Origin of the sequence: Allorhizobium pseudoryzae (assembly GCF_011046245.1) — a bacterium.
Lineage (GTDB): Bacteria > Pseudomonadota > Alphaproteobacteria > Rhizobiales > Rhizobiaceae > Neorhizobium > Neorhizobium pseudoryzae.
In genome coordinates this window covers 2,762,410-2,782,096 of record NZ_CP049241.1, presented here as the reverse complement: position 1 = coordinate 2,782,096, position 19,687 = coordinate 2,762,410, and the positions used below count along the sequence as shown (strand labels likewise).

22 protein-coding genes are annotated in these 19,687 nt (G+C 64.6%); 16 read left to right on the top strand and 6 right to left on the bottom strand.

The annotated features are described in order from the left end of the window. The first annotated feature begins 135 nt into the window (after window positions 1-135). From G6N78_RS13435 to G6N78_RS13410, 6 genes are read left to right on the top strand one after another with little or no spacing between them, the layout of a single operon-like run. Window positions 136-1,041: a DMT family transporter gene (locus G6N78_RS13435; protein ID WP_165219182.1), complete on the top strand. Its 906-nt coding sequence runs from the start codon at window positions 136-138 to the stop codon at window positions 1,039-1,041. After that, entirely contained in the window at window positions 1,038-2,270 is a 1,233-nt protein-coding gene (locus G6N78_RS13430) for a multidrug effflux MFS transporter (protein ID WP_234905799.1), read from the top strand. Before G6N78_RS13435 ends, G6N78_RS13430 begins: the two co-directional genes overlap by 4 nt. Further along, window positions 2,267-2,899: a molybdenum cofactor guanylyltransferase MobA gene (mobA, locus tag G6N78_RS13425; RefSeq protein WP_165219180.1), complete on the top strand. Its 633-nt coding sequence runs from the start codon at window positions 2,267-2,269 to the stop codon at window positions 2,897-2,899. Before G6N78_RS13430 ends, mobA begins: the two co-directional genes overlap by 4 nt. After that, window positions 2,896-3,426, top strand: a complete 531-nt coding sequence (gene mobB / locus G6N78_RS13420) for a molybdopterin-guanine dinucleotide biosynthesis protein B (RefSeq protein WP_165219178.1) — start codon at window positions 2,896-2,898, stop codon at window positions 3,424-3,426. The genes mobA and mobB overlap by 4 nt, the downstream gene beginning before the upstream one ends. A 54-nt stretch (window positions 3,427-3,480) precedes the next feature. After that, window positions 3,481-3,708: a DUF4160 domain-containing protein gene (locus G6N78_RS13415; RefSeq protein WP_165219176.1), complete on the top strand. Its 228-nt coding sequence runs from the start codon at window positions 3,481-3,483 to the stop codon at window positions 3,706-3,708. Beyond that, window positions 3,701-4,102: a DUF2442 domain-containing protein gene (locus G6N78_RS13410; protein ID WP_165219174.1), complete on the top strand. Its 402-nt coding sequence runs from the start codon at window positions 3,701-3,703 to the stop codon at window positions 4,100-4,102. The genes G6N78_RS13415 and G6N78_RS13410 overlap by 8 nt, the downstream gene beginning before the upstream one ends. 62 nt (window positions 4,103-4,164) lie before the next feature. Here the strand turns inward: G6N78_RS13410 and G6N78_RS13405 are convergent, their stop codons facing one another. Further along, the gene (locus tag G6N78_RS13405) at window positions 4,165-6,306 is read right to left on the bottom strand and encodes an OmpA family protein (protein ID WP_165219172.1); all 2,142 of its coding nucleotides are present in this window, start codon (window positions 6,304-6,306) and stop codon (window positions 4,165-4,167) included. A 321-nt stretch (window positions 6,307-6,627) separates the two neighbouring features. On the opposite strand from G6N78_RS13405, the gene G6N78_RS13400 reads away from it, so the two are divergent. The 6 genes from G6N78_RS13400 (at window position 6,628) to G6N78_RS13375 (ending at window position 11,997) form a co-directional block, all read left to right on the top strand. Next, the gene (locus tag G6N78_RS13400) at window positions 6,628-6,894 is read left to right on the top strand and encodes an usg protein (protein ID WP_165221768.1); all 267 of its coding nucleotides are present in this window, start codon (window positions 6,628-6,630) and stop codon (window positions 6,892-6,894) included. A gap of 81 nt (window positions 6,895-6,975) precedes the next feature. Then, window positions 6,976-7,794 (top strand): class I SAM-dependent methyltransferase, encoded by an 819-nt coding sequence (locus G6N78_RS13395; protein WP_165219170.1) that lies wholly within the window; start codon window positions 6,976-6,978, stop codon window positions 7,792-7,794. Window positions 7,795-7,877: 83 nt separating this feature from the next. Continuing rightward, the gene (locus G6N78_RS13390; protein ID WP_165219168.1) at window positions 7,878-8,438 is read left to right on the top strand and encodes a DinB family protein; all 561 of its coding nucleotides are present in this window, start codon (window positions 7,878-7,880) and stop codon (window positions 8,436-8,438) included. Window positions 8,439-8,443: 5 nt separating this feature from the next. Beyond that, on the top strand, window positions 8,444-8,854 hold the full coding sequence (locus tag G6N78_RS13385) for a CopD family protein (protein ID WP_165219166.1): 411 nt from the start codon (window positions 8,444-8,446) through the stop codon (window positions 8,852-8,854). Window positions 8,855-8,932: 78 nt separating this feature from the next. Further along, a complete protein-coding gene (locus tag G6N78_RS13380) occupies window positions 8,933-9,802 on the top strand; it encodes an NAD(P)-dependent oxidoreductase (RefSeq protein WP_165219164.1) in 870 nt (289 codons plus the stop codon). Window positions 9,803-10,155: 353 nt separating this feature from the next. Further along, window positions 10,156-11,997, top strand: a complete 1,842-nt coding sequence (locus G6N78_RS13375) for a methyl-accepting chemotaxis protein (protein ID WP_165219162.1) — start codon at window positions 10,156-10,158, stop codon at window positions 11,995-11,997. A gap of 78 nt (window positions 11,998-12,075) precedes the next feature. On the opposite strand, the gene G6N78_RS13370 is transcribed toward G6N78_RS13375, so the two are convergent. The 3 genes from G6N78_RS13370 to G6N78_RS13360 all read right to left on the bottom strand — a co-directional run bounded on the left by G6N78_RS13370 (window position 12,076) and on the right by G6N78_RS13360 (window position 13,869). Continuing rightward, the gene (locus tag G6N78_RS13370; protein ID WP_165219160.1) at window positions 12,076-12,564 is read right to left on the bottom strand and encodes an Lrp/AsnC family transcriptional regulator; all 489 of its coding nucleotides are present in this window, start codon (window positions 12,562-12,564) and stop codon (window positions 12,076-12,078) included. A gap of 67 nt (window positions 12,565-12,631) precedes the next feature. After that, complete coding sequence (locus G6N78_RS13365) at window positions 12,632-13,264, bottom strand: uracil-DNA glycosylase family protein (RefSeq protein WP_165219158.1); 633 nt, start codon at window positions 13,262-13,264, stop codon at window positions 12,632-12,634. 8 nt (window positions 13,265-13,272) lie between these two features. After that, the gene (locus G6N78_RS13360; RefSeq protein ID WP_165219156.1) at window positions 13,273-13,869 is read right to left on the bottom strand and encodes a thermonuclease family protein; all 597 of its coding nucleotides are present in this window, start codon (window positions 13,867-13,869) and stop codon (window positions 13,273-13,275) included. A 120-nt stretch (window positions 13,870-13,989) separates the two neighbouring features. Between G6N78_RS13360 and G6N78_RS13355 the strand changes: the two genes are divergently transcribed. Beyond that, the gene (locus G6N78_RS13355) at window positions 13,990-15,525 is read left to right on the top strand and encodes a sensor histidine kinase (RefSeq protein ID WP_165221765.1); all 1,536 of its coding nucleotides are present in this window, start codon (window positions 13,990-13,992) and stop codon (window positions 15,523-15,525) included. A 306-nt stretch (window positions 15,526-15,831) separates the two neighbouring features. On the opposite strand, the gene cobT is transcribed toward G6N78_RS13355, so the two are convergent. Continuing rightward, window positions 15,832-16,869, bottom strand: a complete 1,038-nt coding sequence (gene cobT, locus G6N78_RS13350) for a nicotinate-nucleotide--dimethylbenzimidazole phosphoribosyltransferase (RefSeq protein WP_165219154.1) — start codon at window positions 16,867-16,869, stop codon at window positions 15,832-15,834. Between the two features lie 122 nt (window positions 16,870-16,991). Between cobT and cobS the strand changes: the two genes are divergently transcribed. From cobS to G6N78_RS13335, 3 genes are read left to right on the top strand one after another with little or no spacing between them, the layout of a single operon-like run. Then, complete coding sequence (gene cobS, locus G6N78_RS13345; protein ID WP_165221762.1) at window positions 16,992-17,783, top strand: adenosylcobinamide-GDP ribazoletransferase; 792 nt, start codon at window positions 16,992-16,994, stop codon at window positions 17,781-17,783. A gap of 18 nt (window positions 17,784-17,801) precedes the next feature. Then, the gene (locus G6N78_RS13340) at window positions 17,802-18,038 is read left to right on the top strand and encodes a DUF1289 domain-containing protein (RefSeq protein WP_165219152.1); all 237 of its coding nucleotides are present in this window, start codon (window positions 17,802-17,804) and stop codon (window positions 18,036-18,038) included. Continuing rightward, window positions 18,035-18,739 carry a retropepsin-like aspartic protease family protein gene (locus G6N78_RS13335; RefSeq protein ID WP_165219150.1) on the top strand — a complete coding sequence of 235 codons (705 nt, stop codon included), beginning with the start codon at window positions 18,035-18,037 and terminating at the stop codon, window positions 18,737-18,739. The genes G6N78_RS13340 and G6N78_RS13335 overlap by 4 nt, the downstream gene beginning before the upstream one ends. Here the strand turns inward: G6N78_RS13335 and G6N78_RS13330 are convergent. After that, window positions 18,723-19,631 carry an AraC family transcriptional regulator gene (locus tag G6N78_RS13330; protein WP_165221759.1) on the bottom strand — a complete coding sequence of 303 codons (909 nt, stop codon included), beginning with the start codon at window positions 19,629-19,631 and terminating at the stop codon, window positions 18,723-18,725. The genes G6N78_RS13335 and G6N78_RS13330 overlap by 17 nt on opposite strands. Between the last annotated feature and the right edge of the window lie 56 nt (window positions 19,632-19,687).

The following is a 19,687-nucleotide window of genomic DNA, read 5'->3' as shown; positions in this document are numbered from 1 at the left end:
GTTGAACATGGGTTAACGACTTTGATGACGGGGCCGCCACCAACCCGGTCGCCTGGTCCGCTCGCGGACAAAGCAACTGGTCGTTCCACAATCTATGCTCTAAACCTCACATAAAAATAGGTCTAGGGAATCGAAATGAACCTGTCGCAGAATGCCCGCGGTGCGTTGATGATGACGCTCGCCATGGGTGTGTTTACTACCAACGATGCATTCGTGAAGATGGTCACGCCCGAGATGAACACGGGCCAGATCATGTTCATCCGCGGCACGCTCACCACCATCATGCTGGTTGTGCTGGCAAGGTATTTCGGCGTCCTGCACCAGTGGCGCATGATGTTCCAGCCGAAGGTCCTGCTGCGCTCCGTCTTCGAGATCGGCGCCGCCGTCACCTATATCTCGGCCCTTGCGCATATCGATCTCGCGGTCGCCGCGACCATTCTTCTGTCTCTGCCGCTCGCCGTCACCTTTGGCGCCTGGCTGTTCTTCAAGGAAGAGGTCGGCTGGCGGCGCTGGGGGGCGATCCTCGTCGGCTTCTTGGGTGTCATCATCGTGCTGCGCCCGGGGCCGGAGGCCTTTGTGCCCGCCTCGCTGTTTGCCGTCAGCGCCGTGTTCTTTACCTCCGGTCGCGACCTCGTCACCAAGCGGATCACCAGCGGCACGCCGACCCTGATCATTTCGCTGTTTGCCGGCCTCACCAACACGGTGGTGGGCGGCGCGCTGATCCCGGTCATGGGCGGCTGGAACCCCGTCACCCTGCCCGCCTTCCTGCATCTGGCGCTTGCCGCTGCCCTGATCCTGGCCGGCTATCTGGCGATCATCATGGCCATGCGCTCGGGTGAAATCTCCTTTGTTGCCCCCTTCCGCTATACCAGCCTCATCTTTTCGCTGAGCCTCGGCTTCTATTTCTTCGGGGAAACGCCGGACAGCTACATGGCGATCGGCGGCAGCCTGATCGTCGTCTCCGGCCTCTATGCCTTCTATCGGGAAAAGGTGCGCGCCCGCACCGTCGCGGCGGAAACCCTGCCGCGGACGCCGCAGTGAGCGAGGCCAGAGCCGTGACGAAACCCGACAGCCTCTACCTCGACCGCACCACCCCGCCGCATATCTCCACGCTCGTCTTCGTGGCAGGGCTTGCGGCGCTCACCATGAACATCTTCCTGCCGTCGCTGGCTAGCATGGCCACCCATTTCGGCACGAGCTACGCCGTGATGCAGCTGGCGGTCTCCGCCTATCTGGCCGGCACCGCGGCTCTCCAGCTGTTTATCGGCCCGCTGTCGGATCTGTTCGGGCGCCGTCCGGTGATGCTGGGCTGCATCGCGCTTCTGGCGATTGGATCGCTGATCTGCCTGACGGCGCAGAACATCACGGTGTTCATGATCGGCCGCATCCTGCAGACGGCGATCGTTGCCGGCTTCGTGCTGTCGCGCGCCATCGTCCGCGACATGGTCTCGGCCAACGAGGCCGCATCGATGATCGGTTACGTCACCATGGGCATGTCGCTGGTGCCGATGGTCGCGCCGGCGCTCGGCGGCGTGTTGAACGACGCCTATGGCTGGCAGGCGAATTTCGTCGTCATGATCGTCTATGCGCTGGCCTGCCTGCTGATCACCTATCTCGATCTCGGTGAAACCAACCATCACCGCTCCGCCAGCATCACCGCCCAGTTCAGGGCCTGGCCGGAACTGGTGCGCGCGCCTGCCTTCTGGGGCTATGCGCTGACCTGCGGTTTCGCCTCCGGCATCTTCTACGCCTTCCTCGGCGGCGCCCCCTTCATCGGCACCGTCATCTATGGCCTGACCCCCGCCATGCTCGGCCTGCAGTTCATGCTGCTAGCCGTGGGCTACACCCTCGGCAATTTCATTTCCGGGCGCTATGCCAGCCGCTTCGGCCTGATCACCATGATCACGGCCGGCAACCTCATGTCGGTCCTTGGGGTGCTGATCGCCCTCGTTCTGGTGGGGCTCGGCAGCGACAGTGCCTTTGCCTTCTTCGGCCCCCTCGTGCTGGTCGGCCTTGGCAACGGCGTGACGCTTCCGAGCGCCAATGCCGGCCTGGTCAGCGTCCGCCCGCATCTCGCCGGTTCCGCCTCCGGCCTCGGCGGCGCGCTCTATGTCGGCGGCGGCGCGGCCCTCTCCGTTCTCGCCGGCTGGATGCTGACGAAGGAGACGGGCGTGATGCCGGTTCTTTTCCTGATGCTCGCCTCCGCTATCTTGGCGCTGGTCTTTACCGAAATGATCCGCCGCACCAGAGAAAGTGACCCCTCCGCATGATAGGCCAGGAACCGCTTAACCCGCCGGCCATGATCCTCGCCGGCGGCCTCTCGCGCCGCATGGGCACCGACAAGGCCACCGTGATGCTCGGGGGCCGGTCGCTGCTCGATCACGTCATCGAGCGCCTGCGGCCCCAGGTCTCGGCGCTCGCCCTCAACGCGCCTGCGGCTTTTGCAGCGCCCGACGGCCTGCCCGTGATCGCCGATGTGGTGCCCGGTCATCGTGGCCCGCTTGCCGGCATCCTGACGGCGATGCGCCATGTCGCGGACCATCACCCGCATGCCTCGCATGTGCTGACAGTGCCGATCGACAGCCCTTTCCTGCCGCGGGACCTGATGGAGCAACTCAGCAACGACGCCCATGCCAATGATGCCATTGCGATTGCCGCCTCGGCACAAGCCATGCATCCGGTCTGCGGCCTCTGGCCGGTCTCGCTCGCCGATGCGCTTCAGGTCTTTTTGGACAGCCCGGAAGAACCGCGCGTCAAAACCTTTCTCGAAGGTCACCACACGACCCTGGTGGATTTCGCGCTGATCGAGACATCCAAGGGGCCGCTCGATCCCTTCCTCAACGTCAACACGCCGGACGACCTGGCGACCGCGGAAACCTTCCTGTCGGAGGTTCGATGACACAGCCCCCGAGAGTGTTCGGCATTGCCGGCTGGAAGAATTCCGGCAAGACCGGCCTGATGGTCCGCCTCGTCACGGAGCTGACGGCCCGCGGCCTCAAGGTCTCGACCATCAAGCACGCCCACCACGATTTCGACATCGACAAGGTCGGCGCCGACAGCTATCGGCACCGGCAGGCGGGGGCACACGAAGTGGCGCTCGTCTCCGGCACGCGCTTTGCGATCATGCACGAACTGCGCGGTGAACCCGAGCCGAGCTTCGACGACATCCTCGCCCGCCTTGCCCCCTGCGACCTGGTGCTGATCGAAGGCTACAAACGCGAGCCGGTGCCCAAGATCGAAGCCCGCCGCCGCGAAGCGTCCAAGACCGAGGCGCTGGCCCCCACCGACCCGCACATCTGTGCGATCGCCGCCGATCACAGCGTCCACGGCACCGATCTTCCCGTCTTCGACCTCGACGACACAAAAGCCATCGCCGATTTCGTGCTGGCGAAGACGGGACTGGACGGCTGCAAACCTCCATCCTGAGCACGCGGCTCACCGTCTGATTGAAGTCAGCTTGTGATTGAGCTAACTTCGCTCATGGTCACGGTCCTGCGCCTGCATGGTCTGCGCTTTGTCATCTATACAGCGGATCACGAACCGCCACACGTCCACGTCTATGGGAATGGTGAAGCTAGGATTTCGATCCTGACCTCGCAGGTAATTACGCAAGGCGGATTGTCAGATCGGGATGTTCGATTGGCCGCTCGGGTCGTTGATGACCACCGCCCTCTGTTGCTGGAGATATGGAGGAAATATCATGGCTGATATCTCGGATGCAGCATTGGCACAGGCTCAGGAACGGTGGCAGGAAGAACGTGCCAACCGGCCAATCCCTGCTTCTGTTCGGTACGAGACGGCATCCGGTCACATCGTGATCGATTTTACCAATGGCTCGATCTTCATGGTACCAGCGCGTGCCCTGGAAGGTTTGGAAGACGCCTCCGATGCCGCCCTGTCCGAAGTCGAATTGCTGGGTGAAACAGGGCTTCACTGGGAAAGCCTCGATGTCGATTTCCGCATTGCCGGCCTGATGAACGGGATCTTCGGCACCTCCGCCTTCATGGAAACTCGCAGCAAAGCAACCGGCCTGCGCCTGCAGAAGACTCCCGTCCCTCAGTACAGCGTCAACGATGGCGGACCCAAAAGATCCGCAAAATAGCCAGATGAAACGCAAAACACCGCCGAACCCGGTCCGGCGGTGCCTTCTCATGAATTCAAGCCTCAGCGGTTCTGCGCCACCGGCTTTACCAGCGGCGTGATCCGGCGGATCGTCACGCGGCGGTTGTCCTGCGAGGGGCCTTCGGTCCTCACCTTCAGATAGCGTTCGCCATACCCCTGGGTGGCCAGGTTTTCCGGCGGAATGCCGAAGACGTCGGTCAGCGTCACGGCAACGGATTCGGCCCTCCGGTCGGAGAGAACGAGGTTGCTGTCGTCGGAGCCGACGGCATCGGTATGGCCCTCGATCAGGAAGGTTTCGCTCGGATCCTTGTCCAGCACCGCCTTCATCGCCTCGGCCACCTTGCGCAGGGAGCGCGCCTGGGTCATCGGGATCTCGGCGCTCCCCGTCGCAAAGGTGATCGTGTCGAGATCGATGCGGCGCACCTTGTCGCGGATGCGAGCCGAATACCGCACTTCGTCCAGCGAATAGACCCGCTCCACCCGTTCGACCGGCGGCTGCTCCAGGAAGTCGTAATAATCCCGGTCCGGTTCCGTGGACGTGTCGATGATATACTGGTCGACCGGCACGGTGAGGCGCATCGGCGGCAGGTCGACGCCCGGATCGCGCCAGACATAGTCCGGATCGCGGCGGTCATCCATCAGCTCGGGTGCGTAATAGAGCACGTATTCGCGCCCGTCGCGGCCGATCCGCGAGCGCTGCACGATGTCGCCATACCGGTTGCGGATGGTGACGATGCGCACGCCGCTATCCCGCTCGATCACCTCGCGCGTCCGGCCCCCGCGCAGCCGCTCATACTCGGGGCGATAGCCTTCCTCGTAGAAGCGGCGGCTGTCGTCGTGGCGGATCACGGTGCGGTTGTCGATCGAGATGATGACACGCCCATCCCGTTCCTCGCCACGTTCCTCGAAACCGCGCGGACGGTCATAGCGGGGACGATCCCGCAGGCGCTCACCGCGTTCCGCCGTTGCCGGTTCGATCCGCAGCGGCTGAACCGCCTGGCCGGAGAGAGGCGCCTGCGCCTCGGCATCCGAGGTCGGCGCCGGAGCCGGTGGAGCAGCCGGCGGCGGCGGCGTCCCGGCCTGCTGCTGGGCGCCGCGGGGTCCGTCGCGCCGCTCACGCGGCCCGGCCCCGGGTGCCGGCGGTGCTCCAGGCGCAGTGGGCTGCGCCGTTACCGCCGGCGCTTCCTTTGCGCTGTCCAGCACCGCAGCGCCGTTTTCGACCGGCAGAACGACCGTCTGGTTGCTGGAGGCCGGATCCTGCGCGATGCGGCGGGCCCGTTCGATCTCTTCCGGCGTCGTCGGAGAGGCAACCTGAGGGGCGGCAGGGGCCGCACCCGCCGGAGGCGGAGCAGCCGCGGCATCGGGAGCCGGCGGCTGGGCCGGAGCGGCGGCGCCATCCGTCGCGGGCGCTGGAGATTGTGCCGGCGCGCCCTCGGCGGGTGCGCTCCCCGTGGGTGCCGTCCCCGTCGGTGCGGTGCCATCCTGTGGCGCGGGCGCCGCATCCTTCGGGCTCGCGGCCGGCTGCTCGGCAGAGGGTTGTTCCGTCGGTGCAGAGGCGTCCGGAGCAGTTGGAGCAGCCGGTGCGGCCGGCTCCGGGCTCGGAGCGGCCGGTTCCTCAGCCTTCGGTGCGGCGGCCGGCGGGCTCGTCTCTTCGGGCTTCGGCTGTTCGGCCAAAGGCGCTGCCTTGTCCGGTGCCGGTGCGGCTTCCGGTTGGGGCGCAGAGGGCTCGGACGGAGCGGCCGGTGCGGGGTCTTCGGCAGGTGCGGGCGGCTTCACAGGCTCCGGCTCGGGCGCAGCAGGCCCAGGCGCGGCAGGCTCAGGCGCTGCAGGCTGGGGCGGAGCCGCATCACGCGGAGGCTCCGGCGCGGCAGGTTCCGGTGCCGGCGCAGCCGGTGCCTCGGCAGCGGGCGGCTGAGGCTGTTCCGCGGCTGGCGGCTCCTGAGGCGGCGCTTCGGGCGCCGGCTTCGGCTCCTCGGCCGGCGCCTGCTTCTCCGGCTCGCCTTCGGGCTGTGCTTGCGGCTGACCGTCTGCCGGCGGCAGGATCTGCGCCTGCACGCGGATCAGCGGAAGATCAGGCGTTGCCAGCTGCGGCATGCGCATCTGCGACAGCGCGGGCTCGGCCAGCAGGCTGAGCGACATCAGAGGCAGGGCCACACCGGCCAGAAGTCCGTTTCGCTTGGGCATGTTCTCTCCTTGAGGCGCGGTGTCCATCCGCTTGCGCGAGAGGCACCGTCATCGTTCATGGTCGAGGCGACCGGCATCGCTAACGTTCGCCACCGGTCGCGGGTTCCGTCGGCAGAAGAGGCGATGGGAGCTGAACGACAGCTGAAGAGGGTTGGCAGCAGTCATTCAGATTGAGTGCTAAGCATCTGAATTTTCTCAGGAAACGAGCGTCATAAACGCCGCATGTTAAGCCTCGGTTAAGCCCGAACTGCTGCACTGGACATGGCGGCTCCAAGGCGCCGCCCAAGGTCAACTCCGAGGGAAAAGACGATGGCAAAGCAGATGGCAGCCGATATGGAGATGATGCTGAAAGGCTATGGCATCACCACCGCGCAGATCCTCTACCGCATGCCGGACCACCCGGCCCTGCTGCAGACCTTCCTCTGGCAGCATTACGATCTCGCGCCTGAGTTTCCGGAGATGCAGGGGTTTCTGAAATTCTGGCAGGAAAAGCTCGACGGTCCGCTGCATTCGGTGCGCTATGTGCACCGCAAGCTGATCGCGGCCGGCGAATGGCGGGCGCTGAAGGGGGAATTCATCCTCCACTGATGGCCTGATCCGCCCGCCCCTGCTTGCCATTCCGCCAAGCCCGGCTTAAACCCGCGGCACCACGGACAACCAGAGGCGGCCATGACCAAGATCGACGAAGAAGCCCTTGCGGAGGCCTATAACCGCGCGCTCGCCCACGAAAAGGCCGGCGAGATCGATGCCGCGGTCGCCGCCTATCACGAGGTGCTGGAGATCGACCCGGAAGACCACGGCGGTGCCGCCGTGCGGCTGGCCTCGCTCGGACGCGGCGAGACGCCACCGAGAGCGCCGGACGCCTATGTCGAAACCCTGTTCGACCAGCACGCCGACAGTTTCGAGGACATCCTGGTCGAGCAGCTGGGCTACGCGGTGCCCGTGCTGGTGCGCCAGCGCCTGCAGGAGCTGAAGCTCGGCCCCTTCCAGCGCATGCTCGATCTCGGCTGCGGCACGGGCCTGACCGGCGGCACGCTGCGCGACCTGGTGGACGACATCACCGGCATCGACATTTCCGAAAACATGGTCGAGATCGCCCACGAAAAGGATCTGTATGAGACCCTTTATGTGGCGGAAGTCGAGGATTTTCTCGAGGATAATGACGACGAGCCCTTCGATCTTGTCACCGCCACCGATGTCCTGCCCTATCTCGGCGCGCTGGAGCCGCTCTTCTTCGGCACGGCGGAAAACATGGTCAAAGGCGGCCTCTTCATCTTCTCGTCCGAAACCCTGCCCGACGACGTCATGAACGGCCGTCCTTATATGGTCGGCCCGCACCAGCGGTTTGCCCATGCCGAAACTTACGTGCGCGAGCGCCTGTCCGATACCGGCTTCGATCTCGTCGAAATCACCGACATCAATGTGCGCATGCAGGACGGCAACCCGACGCCGGGCCATCTGGTCATCGCCCGCTTCCGCGGCGCGTGAGCAAACCCTTGCGCCGCGGCACCAGGGGCCATTCCCAACCGGGCCGCGGCGCACTAAGTTGCTTCCCGTCGGGAGGAGGCTTCATGACACCGCACCGTTATTTTCTGGCCCAGGCCTATAACAATGCCTGGGCCAATCATCGTCTGCTCACCGCCTGTCGCAGCCTGTCGGTCGAGGAGCTGCACGCACGCCGCACGGGCTTTTTCCCGTCGATCATCCACACGCTGAACCATATCCTGACGGTCGACTGGTTTTACGTGAGCGCGATGGAAGGCCGGCCGATCGGTCTTGCGGCCTTTGAACCGGACATTCCCTTTGCAGACTTTGCCGATCTGGAACGCGAGCAGCGTGCCGTCGATCACCGCCTGATCGACCACTGTCGTCAGCTGACGGCCGAAACCCTGGAGCGGGAGATCGAGATCCCCCGCCGGGATCATGTGCAGGTCGAGCGCACCGATCGCATCGCGCTGCATCTCTTCCAGCACCAGGTCCATCATCGCGGCCAGGTGCATGCCATGCTGTCCGGCACCAGTGTGGCACCCCCGCAACTCGATGAATTCTTCCCCGGCGATCCGGCCGAACAGGCGCTGCGGCGCGCGGATTTCGCGCAACTCGGCTTTTCCGAAACCCAGATCTGGAGCTGATCTCAATGTTGTATTTCGTCATCAAGGGCCTGCACGTCGCCTCCGACATCATCTGGGTCGGCGGCATGCTGATCAATGCCTTCGTCATCGGCATGGTGCCGCCGCCGATCCGCACCGGCGTCATCTCGGCGTTGCGCCGTTACGACCGGCTCGTCACCACCACGGCCCTCGGCGGCGCCTGGCTGTTCGGCCTCACCCTCGCGTTCGGGTATGTCGGCTTTTCAGGCGGCTGGCTGCACCTGAAGCTTCTGATCGTCGTCATGCTCTCGGCGCTGCACGGCATGCAGAGCGCCTGGCTGCGGCGCATGGAAGCCAACCCGCTCATCGATCCGCCGGCCTTCGTGACCAAGGGCATGCCGATCGTGCTCGTTTCCACGGTCGTCGTCGTACTGCTTGCGATCATCAAACCGTTCTGATCTCGCCACCCAAGCGGGTTTCCATCCGCAACGAAAGGCAATAGATCTCGCAGGACAATGACTGGAGGAATTTGAACAATGGCGAAAGTTGCGTTTATCGGTCTCGGCGTCATGGGTTTCCCGATGGCCGGCCACCTAAAGACCAAGGGCGGGCACGAGGTGACGGTTTACAACCGCACGACCGCCAAGGCCGAAAGCTGGGTGGAAAAATTCGGCGGCGCGCTGGGCACGACACCGGCCGAAGCGGCGCGCGACGCCGATTTCGTCTTCACCTGCGTCGGCAATGACGACGACCTGCGCTCTGTCACCACCGGTCCCGGCGGCGTTCTGGAGAGCATGAAGCCTGGCGCCATTCTCATCGACAACACGACCGCCTCTGCCGAAGTCGCCCGCGAACTGCAGGAAGCCGCGAGAGAAAAGGGCGTTGCCTTCATCGATGCGCCGGTCTCTGGCGGCCAGGCGGGCGCCGAAAACGGCGTGCTCACCGTCATGTGCGGCGGCGATGAAGACACGTTTGCCAAGGCGAAACCGGTCATCAATGCCTATGCCCGCATGGTCGGCCTGATGGGAGCGGTCGGGGCCGGTCAGTTGACCAAGATGATCAACCAGATCTGCATCGCCGGCCTCGTCCAGGGGCTCGCCGAAGGCATCCATTTCGGCAAGAAGGCCGGCCTCGATATCGAGAAGGTCGTTGAGGTCATCTCCAAGGGCGCTGCCGGCTCCTGGCAGATGGAAAACCGCCACAAGACCATGGCAAAGAGCCAGTACGAATTCGGCTTTGCGGTGGACTGGATGCGCAAGGATCTCGGCATCGTGCTGAACGAAGCCAAGCGCAACGGCGCGACGCTGCCCGTCACCGCGCTGGTCGATCAGTTCTATGGCGAGGTTCAGAAGCTCGGCGGCCATCGCTGGGATACGTCATCGCTGCTCGCGCGGCTGGAAAAGTAATGTTCGCATGCATTGACCGGCCCTCTCAACGGGAGGGCTGGTAAATGCAACCATGTGGCGCATTAAGCCAATGTGGAGCCAACACCGCGTGTCGAAAACCGAAACAATATTAGATATCTACGATTTCTCATCCGTGACTTCTTCCGTATAAGCAAACAAAAATTAAACCTGCGGTTAAAGCTGCCGCCATAAGGTCTGCATCGATACACGCCGATGAATGTACATCAAGTGCATGCTCAACGGTCCACACCCAGGGAGAGACCTTTGAGCATTATGCAGAACTTGAGGATCATCGCGAAAAAATCGCAACGGGCGTTGCCACGCTGATCCTCGTCAGCCTCGTCGTGGCGTTCATGAGTTACACGTCCAGTTCCACCCAGATGGAAAACGCGGACATGACGGAGCACACCCATGAGGTGCTCGCCAAGTTTTCGGCGATGATGGGCGCCATGATCGATCAGGAAACCGGCATGCGCGGCTTTCTGATTGCGGGCGACAGGAAATTCCTCGAGCCACAGATCGCCGGTGCCAGCGCGTTCAAGGAAAATCTCCAGGCCGCCCAGACGCTGACGGCCGACAATCCCGCCCAGCAGACGCGCCTGAAGGAACTCGCCGCTCTTGCCGAGACCTGGACCACGAAGGTCGTCAACGCTGAACTCGAGCTGATGAAGGACCCGGCCAATCTCGAAAAGGCACACCAGATCGAAATCTCCGGCGTCGGCAAAGCCTCGATGAATGGCATCCGCGCCAAGATCAAGGAACTCTCGGACGTGGAACTGGCGCTTCTCAGCACCCGCTCCGCCGCCTCAGACGCCGCGGGAGAGATGGCGCGCCTGTCGGCGCTCGTCGGCGGCGGTGCCATGCTCTTGGTCTCCGGCCTTGGCCTGCTGCTCTTGAACGTCTCTCTGGTGCGCCCGCTGCGCAACATCAATGCCGGCATGCTCTCGCTTGCCAGGGGGCAGAACCATATCGAAATCCCGGGCCGCGGCCGCAAGGACGAGATCGGCGAGATGGCAGAGGCGGTCGAAGTCTTCCGCCAGACGGCAATCAAGAAGATCGAAGCAGACCAGCAGGCGCTGGAAGCCCGGTCCGCCTCGGAAGCCGAGCGAGCCCGCAACGGCGAAGCCGCCCGCGCCCGCGCCGCCGAAATGGAAGAAGCGACCTCCGGCCTTGCCGAAGGCCTGCGCAACCTGGCCGATGGCAATCTGTCCTACCAGCTGACGCGTCCCTTCGCCCAGGAATTCGAAGGCCTGCGCCGGGACTTCAACACGGCCGTCGCCCAGTTGAAGGACACGCTCTCGCTCGTCGCAAACTCCACCGGCTCGATCGACACCGGCTCGCGCGAGCTCAGCCAGAGCGCCAACGACCTGTCGAAGCGGACCGAACAGCAGGCCGCCTCGCTTGAAGAAACCGCAGCCGCACTCGACCAGATCACGGCGAACGTCTCGAATGCGTCGAAGCGCACCGACGAGGAGCGCGGTGTGGCGATCGAAGCGAACCGCGCCGCACAGCAGTCCGGCCAGGTCGTCGCCAATGCGGTCGATGCCATGCAGCGCATCGAGCAATCGTCGAGCCAGATCTCCAACATCATCGGCGTCATCGATGAGATTGCGTTCCAGGCCAACCTCCTGGCGCTGAACGCCGGTGTCGAGGCAGCCCGCGCCGGGGAAGCCGGCAAGGGGTTCGCGGTCGTCGCACAGGAAGTTCGTGAACTCGCCCAGCGCTCCGCCCAGGCCGCAAAGGAGATCAAGGAGCTGATCCGCACCTCGGCCGATCAGGTGGAAAACGGCGTCAAGCTGGTCACCGCCACCGGCGACGCCCTCAAGGTGATCGAAGGTCACGTCGTGGCGATCAACTCCCAGCTGGATGCGATCGCAACCTCCGCCAAGGAACAGTCGGTCGGCCTCTCCGAGGTCAACACGGCGGTCAACCAGATGGACCAGGTCACCCAGCAGAACGCCGCCATGGTGGAAGAGGCAACCGCTGCCAGCACCGGCCTTGCCGGCGAAGCGGAGAAGCTCCGCCAGTTGATCGCACGCTTCCAGCTGCAGGGCGCCACGGCCGTTCACGCGCCGATGGTCGCCGCCGCCACACGGCATGCAGCCGCCCCCTCGCCGGCACGCCGGTTGGTGAACAAGGTCGCCCGCGCCATGGGCGGCGGTGGCCAGGCCGCCGAAAGCTGGGAAGAATTCTGATCCCTCACGCCTGACAACAAAGGCCGGTGACACCTTCCGTCACCGGCCTTTTTTCATGTCGCTCGGCAAGCGGACCGATCAGTCCTCGCCGGCCTTCTGGTTGTCGAGCATCATATAGTCGAGCGGCAGCTCGGTCGTGTATTTGATCTGCTCCATGGCAAAGGCCGAGGAGACGTCGCGTATCTCGATGCGGGCGATCATCCGCTTGTAGAAGGCGTCATAGGCGGCAATGTCCGGCACCACGACACGCAGCAGATAATCGACGTCACCGCTCATGCGATAGAATTCGACGACTTCCGGAAATTCGGCGATCACCTCGGAAAACCGCTTCAGCCACTCGATCGAATGGCTGTTGGTGCGGATCGACACGAAGACCGTCACCTTCGTGTTGACCTTCGCCGGATCGAGCAGGGCGACCCGCCGGCGGATCACGCCATCCTCTTCCATCTTCTGGATGCGCCGCCAGCAGGGAGTGGTGGAAAGCCCGACCTTCTTGGCGAGATCGGCAACGGCGAGCGTGGAATCTTCCTGCAGAATGCGCAGGATCTTGCGGTCGAGGCGGTCCATCTCAACTCCTATGGGGAAACTATATTCTACATATCGCGATTTTCCGGACCTGTAACCGAAAATCCTTTCATCGAACGCCGCTGTCCACATAGGAACGGAGCGCCGGCAGCAACTCTGCCTCGAACCAGGGATTTTTCTTCAGCCAGCCGCTGTTGCGCCAGCTGGGATGCGGCAGCGGCATGACCCGCGGCCCGTCATTGCGCAGGAAGGACGAACGCCAGTCCCGCACGGTCTCCGTCATCGTCTTGTGGCGCCGGTCGGGCATGTGCCAGGCCTGCGCATTCTGGCCGATCGCCAGCACCATCTCGATCTGCGGCATGGCCGCGATCACGCCTCGGCGCCAGAGCGGCGCGCATTCGGCGCGCGGCGGCAGATCGTGGCCGCTTGCGTCATATCCGGGAAAACAGAAGCCCATCGGCACGATGGCAAACCGGCTCGGATCGTAAAAGGTCGCGCGATCGACGCCCAGCCAGGCACGCAAGCGGTCGCCGGATGCATCGTTGAAGGGAAGGCCGCTCTCGTGCACCCTCAGCCCCGGTGCCTGCCCGGCAATCAGGATGCGCGCCACGGGCGACAGCACGACGACCGGGCGCGGCTCATGCGGCAGACGCCGCTCCGGCCCCTTGAGCGGCGCATCCCGACAGACACGACAGCGCGCAATCGTCTCTGCGAGTGCGTCGATGTCACTGCTCTCCGCCATCGGACCGCTCACAGCCAGGCCAGCGACAGAAGATCGCGAATGCTCTGCCAAAACCCCTCTCCTTCCGGCGCCGGATCGATCAGCCCGGCTCGGTCACGAAAGACGCGCGGGTGCTCGAAGGTTCCGCGCCAGAGACCGCGATGCGCCGTTTCGGCAGAACTCTGCTCGCGGCGAAAGCTGATCGCCCCGGTGGCAAGCGCGAGGCCGGAGGCCACCATCCGCCCGTTCACCGTTTGCCCGTCGCTGACGCAGGAGACCAGCAGCCGCCGGTAACGATCGCGGGCATCCCCCCGGCATTCCGGCGCCTGCCCTGCCATCAAGCGCGACAAGGCCGACCGCGCAGCCTCGCCGCAGGGCCAGGGCTGCTTTCGCTCATCCAGACAGGTCTGCTTGATCTCCGGCGCATCGATGCCGGACAATCTCAGCCGTTGCGGACCAACGGCCAGCGTATCCCCGTCGATCACGTAAAAAGGTCCGGAAAATACGGTCTCCTCCGACCGACCGGAAAGCCGGGCGGCAATCAGCACCAGCAGAAACAAGAAGCAGACCGTCAGCAGCAGGTCCTTCAGCCGGCTGATGCGGCGATGTCGTCGGGCATGCGTCACGGTTCGGTCCAAATTCCAAATGGAAGATTGGGGAAGATGGCAAACAAAACCTTGCTTGGCAGGATCTTCTTAAGATTTCGCCCCTAATCTCGCGAGCATCGGTCAGAGTAACCCATGGTCATGAGTAGCGGCGTCAGCACCACCACCGACAAGAACATTGTCGACAAGTCGCGTCAACATCGCAATGCCGCGGTGTCGAAAGCGGTGCGCACGACCCGTGAACGGCTCCAGTCCACCTCCATCGGCAGCCAGGTCTTCGACAAGGACACCCTGTCGCTGCATGTGCATACCGCCTTGCAGAGCGCGCTCATCCTGCCGCTCTTCGTCACGCTGGTGGCGGCGGCCGGTCTTTATATCAGCGGAGACGGCCGCTATCTGACCTGGGCCCTGCTGACGCTCGTCATCCATTCCGTCAACCTGCTCGTGGCCAGACAGGCCTCGCGCCGGGAGGTCACGGCGGCCAACGCGCCGCGCTGGCGCCGCATCCTGCTCGCCGGCCAGATCATGATCGGATGCTGCATGGCGCTGTTTGCCGCCAACATCTGCACGACCTGCGGCGGTGACGGTTTCTATTTCTACAAGGGCGCGGTGTTGCTCGTGGCGATCTCGATTTCGGCCATGAGCAATATCATGCTGCGGCAGGCAACGCTTCTGTCCTTCCTGCCGGTCATCCTGGTGCTGTCGGTCTCGGCCTATCTGTCGCGAGACGTTCTCGATATCGGCCTGATCGGCATGTGCGCCACGGCCCTCCTGCTGTTCCACTATATCGCGAACCGCATGCACCGTTCCAGCCTGACCCTGATGGCCTACCAGTCGGAAAAGGACGACCTGATCGCCGAACTCGAGGTCGCCAAATCCGTCTCCGACGAAGCACGGCGCCGCGCGGAGGAAGCCAATCTCGCCAAGTCGCGCTTCCTCGCCTCCATGTCGCACGAATTGCGCACGCCGCTCAACGCCATCCTCGGCTTTTCCGAAGTGATGGCGCAGGAGGTTCTGGGGCCGCTGCAGAACGCCACGTATAAGGAATATGCCGGCGATATCCACCGCTCCGGCCAGCATCTCCTGAACCTCATCAACGAAATCTTGGATCTCTCGCGCATCGAAGCCGGCCGCTACGAGCTGTCGGAAGAGGCGCTGTCGCTGCTCGAAGTGGCCGAAGATTGTATCGGCATGGTCCAGCTCCGCGCCCGCGCCAAGACTATCACGATCCACCAGCAGTTCGAACCGGACATGCCGCAGGTCTGGGCCGACGAAAAATCGATCCGCCAGGTGATCCTCAACCTTCTGTCCAACGCCGTGAAGTTCACGAGCCAGGGCGGCGAGGTCACCGTCAAGGTCGGCTGGACGGCCGGCGGCGGACAGTATGTGGCGATCAAGGACAATGGTCCGGGCATCGCGGAAGAGGAAATCCCGATCGTGCTCTCGGCCTTCGGCCAGGGCTCGATCGCCATCAAAAGCGCCGAACAGGGCACCGGCCTCGGCCTGCCGATCGTCCAGGCGATCCTCGCCAAGCACGACGGCCAATTCATCCTCCGCTCGAAACTACGCGAAGGCACAGAAGCGATCGCCATCCTGCCGAAAACCCGCGTGCTGCAGTCGGTCGCCGCCGTCGCCGACGCCAAATCCGTGGAACCCCGCCGCAAGAGTTTTGCCTGAGGCTCCTTCGCTCCTCCGGCAGCACGGCGCAAACTGCGTGGATGATCGCTCTATTCGAACTTGGAGAGCGAGGTGGGCGCGATGATATCCGGCATCAGTCGCTAACCAACGCAGACAAAGTGGAAGCCCGGCTCACACATGCTGCCGGCCTGTCCGCGGATCGGTCGCCCTCGCAGATCCCCGGGTTGAAGGTCCGGGCGACACGGCCTTATCCCTATCTGATCGTCTACGAGGTGGGCGACGAGGACATCGTCACCCTTCGCCACGCGGTCCAGGATCCAGGTCTCTTCGCGGACCTCTCACCCTTCAATGCTGATGCGGGGTCGGCTCGCTCGCCGTCGTCACGCCGGCCTGGGCAAAGGTCGCCATGCCCGAATGACAGGCGGCGGCGGCCTTGACGATGCCGGCGGCCAGCGCTGCCCCGGTCCCCTCACCCAGCCGCATGCCGAGTGCCAGAAGCGGTGTCTTGCCGAGCTTCTCGATTGCCTTCAGGTGGCCGGGTTCGGCCGAGACATGGCCGATCAGGCAGTGGTCGAGCGCGGTCGGATTGGCGGCCTTCAGGATCGCCGCCGCCGCGGTTGCAACATACCCATCGATCAGCACCGGGATCTTTTCGACCCGGCAGGCGAGGATCGCCCCGGCCATCGCCGCCACTTCCCGGCCGCCCAGACGGCGCAGGATTTCAAGCGGGTCGGAGAGATGATCCTTGTGGAAGGCAACCGCCTGCTTGACCGCCGCGATTTTGCGGGCGAGCATCTCGCCATGCGAGCCGGTGCCGGGGCCAACCCAGTCTTCCGCCTCGCCGCCGTAAAGCGCGAGATTGATGGCAGCCGCCACCGTCGTATTGCCGATGCCCATTTCGCCGATGCACAGAAGATCCGTGCCGCCGGCAATCGCCTCCATGCCGAACGCCATGGTCGCCGCACAGTCGCGCTCGGAGAGCGCCGGCTCGACGGTGATGTCGCCGGTCGGGTAGTCGAGCGCGAGGTCAAAGATCTTCAGGCCGAGATCGTAAGCCGCGCAGATCTGGTTGATCGCCGCACCGCCGGCGGCAAAATTCTCCACCATCTGCTGCGTGACCGACGGCGGATAGGGCGTGATGCCATGGCGGGCAACGCCGTGATTGCCGGCAAAGATCGCCACCAGCGGACGGTTGACCGCTGGCGTACGGCCGCTCCAGGCGGCAAGCCAGAAGGCAATCTCTTCCAGCCGTCCGAGCGAACCAGCCGGTTTGGTCAGCTGGTTGTTGCGTTCGCGCGCTGCCACCAGCGCATGCGAATCGGGGCCGGGGAGGTCCCGCAACAGGGTGCGGAAATCGTCGAAAGGCAGGCCGCTCAAGCTCATCGGATCACTCTTCCTTGTGCGTCGTCTCACGCCGCCTTTGTTTTGGCCGGCGGAATCTGATTTGGTGTGCCTCTCTTTATCAGGCATCGACGGAGGAACAACTGCCAAACGCGCGTGAACGGATCTCCGCCGCTTTCAAGGAACTGCCGCTCGATCTCGCGCGGTCGCTCGGTTTTCTCTCCCGCCTGCCCGTTCCGGCCCGCTATTTCGAGGGTCATGACGGCAGCATGGGGCGGACAGCGCGCGCCTTTCCGCTGGCGGGCCTCGTGATTGCGGCCCCCTCCGCTGCACTCCTTGGCCTTCTGCCGCACCGTCCGGAAACCGCCCTGCTGCTCGCCCTCTTGGCGCTTGGCCTCTCGACACTGCTTTCCGGCGCACTGCACGAGGATGGGCTGGCCGACAGTGCCGACGGCCTCTTCGGCGGTCGCGACCGCGAGCATGCGCTCACCATCATGAAGGACAGCCGCATCGGCGCCTATGGGGTGATTGCCCTCATCCTCTCCTTCGGCCTGCGGACTGCCGCGCTTGCCGCCCTTCTGGCGAGCGCCGCCCCGTTGCTTGCGCCGCTGACACTCCTTGCCGCGGCCTCTCTGTCCCGCGCATTCATGGTCTGGCACTGGCAGACGCTTTCCCCGGCCCGGCCCGGCGGAACCGCCGCCGCCGTCGGCCAGCCCTCGATCGCCTCCCGCAACCTCGCCTTGGTGATGGGGGCAGCACTCGCGCTTCTCCTCTCGCGTCTCACACCCGCCCCACCGCTCGCCGTTCTGGTCGCCTTTGCCGTCTCGGCGTTCGCGGCCCTCCTCTTTGCCCGCAAAGTCCGCCGGACGATTGGCGGCCATACCGGCGACACGATCGGCGCCACTCAGCAGATCACGGAAACGGCATTCCTCTGTGCCCTTGCGGTTGTGCTCTGAGGCGATGATATAAGAACCATGATCACACCCTGTATCCGCGTCTGCACGATCCATGAGCAAACGGCACTCTGCCTCGGCTGCGGCCGCACGCTCGGCGAGATCGCCAGTTGGAGCCGCTATACAAACGAGGGCCGCGAGAAGGTCATGGCGGAACTGCCGTCGCGCATGGCTGCTCTTGCCAGAAGCGGCCTCCTCGCTGGCGGGGATGATGCCACGCAGGCGGTGGGAGGCATGAAGGAGAGGACGCACGGATGAACATGCTGACTGTTCTGCTGGTCATTCTCGGCGGCGGCCTGGCGCTCCTGATCTTCAACCACGATTCCGGCCAGATTTTCGGGCTCGGCAATGATGATTTCGGCCGCCTGGTGCAACTGTCTGCGCTCGTCGTGCTGCTGTCCGCCGGCGTGCTGGCCGGGCGGCGCGGCAAAGCCGGCGAGGTGTTGCGCAACATCGCCGTCTGGCTGCTGATCGCGCTCGCCCTCGTCGCCGGCTACCTCTACCGCACGGACCTGCACCAGTTCGCGGCCCGCATCACCGCCGGCCTCATCCCTGGCAGCCCGGTCGTCATGACCACCAGCGAAGGCGGCGAGGAAGTGGTGATCTATCGCGGCCGCAGCGGCCATTTCCAGGCCCAGGTCACCGTCGATGGCCAGACGGTCCCGATGCTGGTCGATACCGGCGCGAGCGCCGTCGTGCTTGCCTATGACGATGCGGCTCGTCTTGGCCTCGATCCACAAAACCTCAGCTATTCCGTGCGCGTCCAGACCGCCAACGGCGAAGCGCGCGCCGCGCCCGTGAGGCTGGAGACGCTGGCCGTCGGCCCGATCCGCCGCACCAATGTCCGGGCGCTGGTGACGGAGGACGGACGGCTTTCCGAAAGCCTTCTCGGCATGAGCTTCCTCTCGACGCTCGGCTCGCTGCAGATCCAGACCGACCAGCTCAGGCTGCGGGACTGACCGCCACCCGGCGGAACACGCTCGGCGGCGCGCCGATGACCCGCTTGAAGGCACGGCTGAACGAGGCTTCCGCATCATAGCCCAGCCGTTCGGCGACAATGGCAACGCGGGTGCCGTCGGACAGCCACTGCCGGGCCTGGTGCATCCGCACCCGCGCCACATAACGAGCGGGCGTTTCTCCCACCACCTCGGCAAAGCGCGCGGCAAAACCGGAGCGGGATGCGCCCATCACGCGCGCCAGTTCGGCGACGCTCCAGTCGCGGGCGGGGTCGAGATGGATGGCGGCCAGAACCCGGCCGACATCGGGATTGCGCACGGCCGCCAGCCAGCCGCGCGCCTCGCCGCAGCCGCGCTCCACCCAGGCCCGGATCAGCGTTGCGGTCAGCACGTCCGCCAGCCGGGCAAGGATGCCCGCCGCCCCGACGCGGTCCATCTCCACCTCGCGCCCCATCGCCTCCAGGAGATGCGGAATGGCCGGGTCCGTCGCGGCAAGATCGCTGGCGAGGATAAGATCCGGCATCATTTCGAGCAGCGGGTGCTGGCGATCGACATTGAAGCGCATGGCGCCGGTGAACATGACGCTGCCGCCGGTGGCGCAGTTGCACTGCACGTCATAAACACCGGTGCACACCTCCTTGCGGCCCAGAAAACGGAACGGCTTGGGCGCGACATCCTCGCCGCTGGCAATCACATGCACGCTGCCGCGCGGCAACAGCACGGCGTCTCCGGGCGCCAGCACCAGCCACTCGCCCGTCTCCACCTTGAGCCGGCAGCCACCGCTGCCGACGAAATGGAAGCGGGCATCGGCTTCGCCCGGAAACGCCGTCGCCCAGGGTGCCTCGAAACGGCAGCGGCCATATTCGACGCCGTCCAGGCGCAGACCTTTCAGCATTTCACTCAACGGATCGAAGCTCACGCGGCGCACCTTTTGGACGAATGATCAAGCAT

Bases quoted from the DNA above. Each gene is read 5' to 3' on its own strand.
- G6N78_RS13355 (WP_165221765.1), top strand. From the start codon at position 13,990: ATGAGTAGCGGCGTCAGCACCACCACCGACAAGAACATTGTCGACAAG.
- cobT (WP_165219154.1), bottom strand. From the start codon at position 16,869: ATGAGCTTGAGCGGCCTGCCTTTCGACGATTTCCGCACCCTGTTGCGG.
- G6N78_RS13380 (WP_165219164.1), top strand. From the start codon at position 8,933: ATGGCGAAAGTTGCGTTTATCGGTCTCGGCGTCATGGGTTTCCCGATG.
- mobA (WP_165219180.1), top strand. From the start codon at position 2,267: ATGATAGGCCAGGAACCGCTTAACCCGCCGGCCATGATCCTCGCCGGC.
- G6N78_RS13375 (WP_165219162.1), top strand. From the start codon at position 10,156: ATGAGTTACACGTCCAGTTCCACCCAGATGGAAAACGCGGACATGACG.
- G6N78_RS13400 (WP_165221768.1), top strand. From the start codon at position 6,628: ATGGCAGCCGATATGGAGATGATGCTGAAAGGCTATGGCATCACCACC.
- G6N78_RS13390 (WP_165219168.1), top strand. From the start codon at position 7,878: ATGACACCGCACCGTTATTTTCTGGCCCAGGCCTATAACAATGCCTGG.
- mobB (WP_165219178.1), top strand. From the start codon at position 2,896: ATGACACAGCCCCCGAGAGTGTTCGGCATTGCCGGCTGGAAGAATTCC.
- G6N78_RS13405 (WP_165219172.1), bottom strand. From the start codon at position 6,306: ATGCCCAAGCGAAACGGACTTCTGGCCGGTGTGGCCCTGCCTCTGATG.
- G6N78_RS13365 (WP_165219158.1), bottom strand. From the start codon at position 13,264: ATGGCGGAGAGCAGTGACATCGACGCACTCGCAGAGACGATTGCGCGC.
- G6N78_RS13330 (WP_165221759.1), bottom strand. From the start codon at position 19,631: ATGCTGAAAGGTCTGCGCCTGGACGGCGTCGAATATGGCCGCTGCCGT.
- G6N78_RS13385 (WP_165219166.1), top strand. From the start codon at position 8,444: ATGTTGTATTTCGTCATCAAGGGCCTGCACGTCGCCTCCGACATCATC.
- G6N78_RS13335 (WP_165219150.1), top strand. From the start codon at position 18,035: ATGAACATGCTGACTGTTCTGCTGGTCATTCTCGGCGGCGGCCTGGCG.
- G6N78_RS13410 (WP_165219174.1), top strand. From the start codon at position 3,701: ATGGCTGATATCTCGGATGCAGCATTGGCACAGGCTCAGGAACGGTGG.
- G6N78_RS13340 (WP_165219152.1), top strand. From the start codon at position 17,802: ATGATCACACCCTGTATCCGCGTCTGCACGATCCATGAGCAAACGGCA.
- G6N78_RS13395 (WP_165219170.1), top strand. From the start codon at position 6,976: ATGACCAAGATCGACGAAGAAGCCCTTGCGGAGGCCTATAACCGCGCG.
- G6N78_RS13415 (WP_165219176.1), top strand. From the start codon at position 3,481: ATGGTCACGGTCCTGCGCCTGCATGGTCTGCGCTTTGTCATCTATACA.
- G6N78_RS13370 (WP_165219160.1), bottom strand. From the start codon at position 12,564: ATGGACCGCCTCGACCGCAAGATCCTGCGCATTCTGCAGGAAGATTCC.
- G6N78_RS13435 (WP_165219182.1), top strand. From the start codon at position 136: ATGAACCTGTCGCAGAATGCCCGCGGTGCGTTGATGATGACGCTCGCC.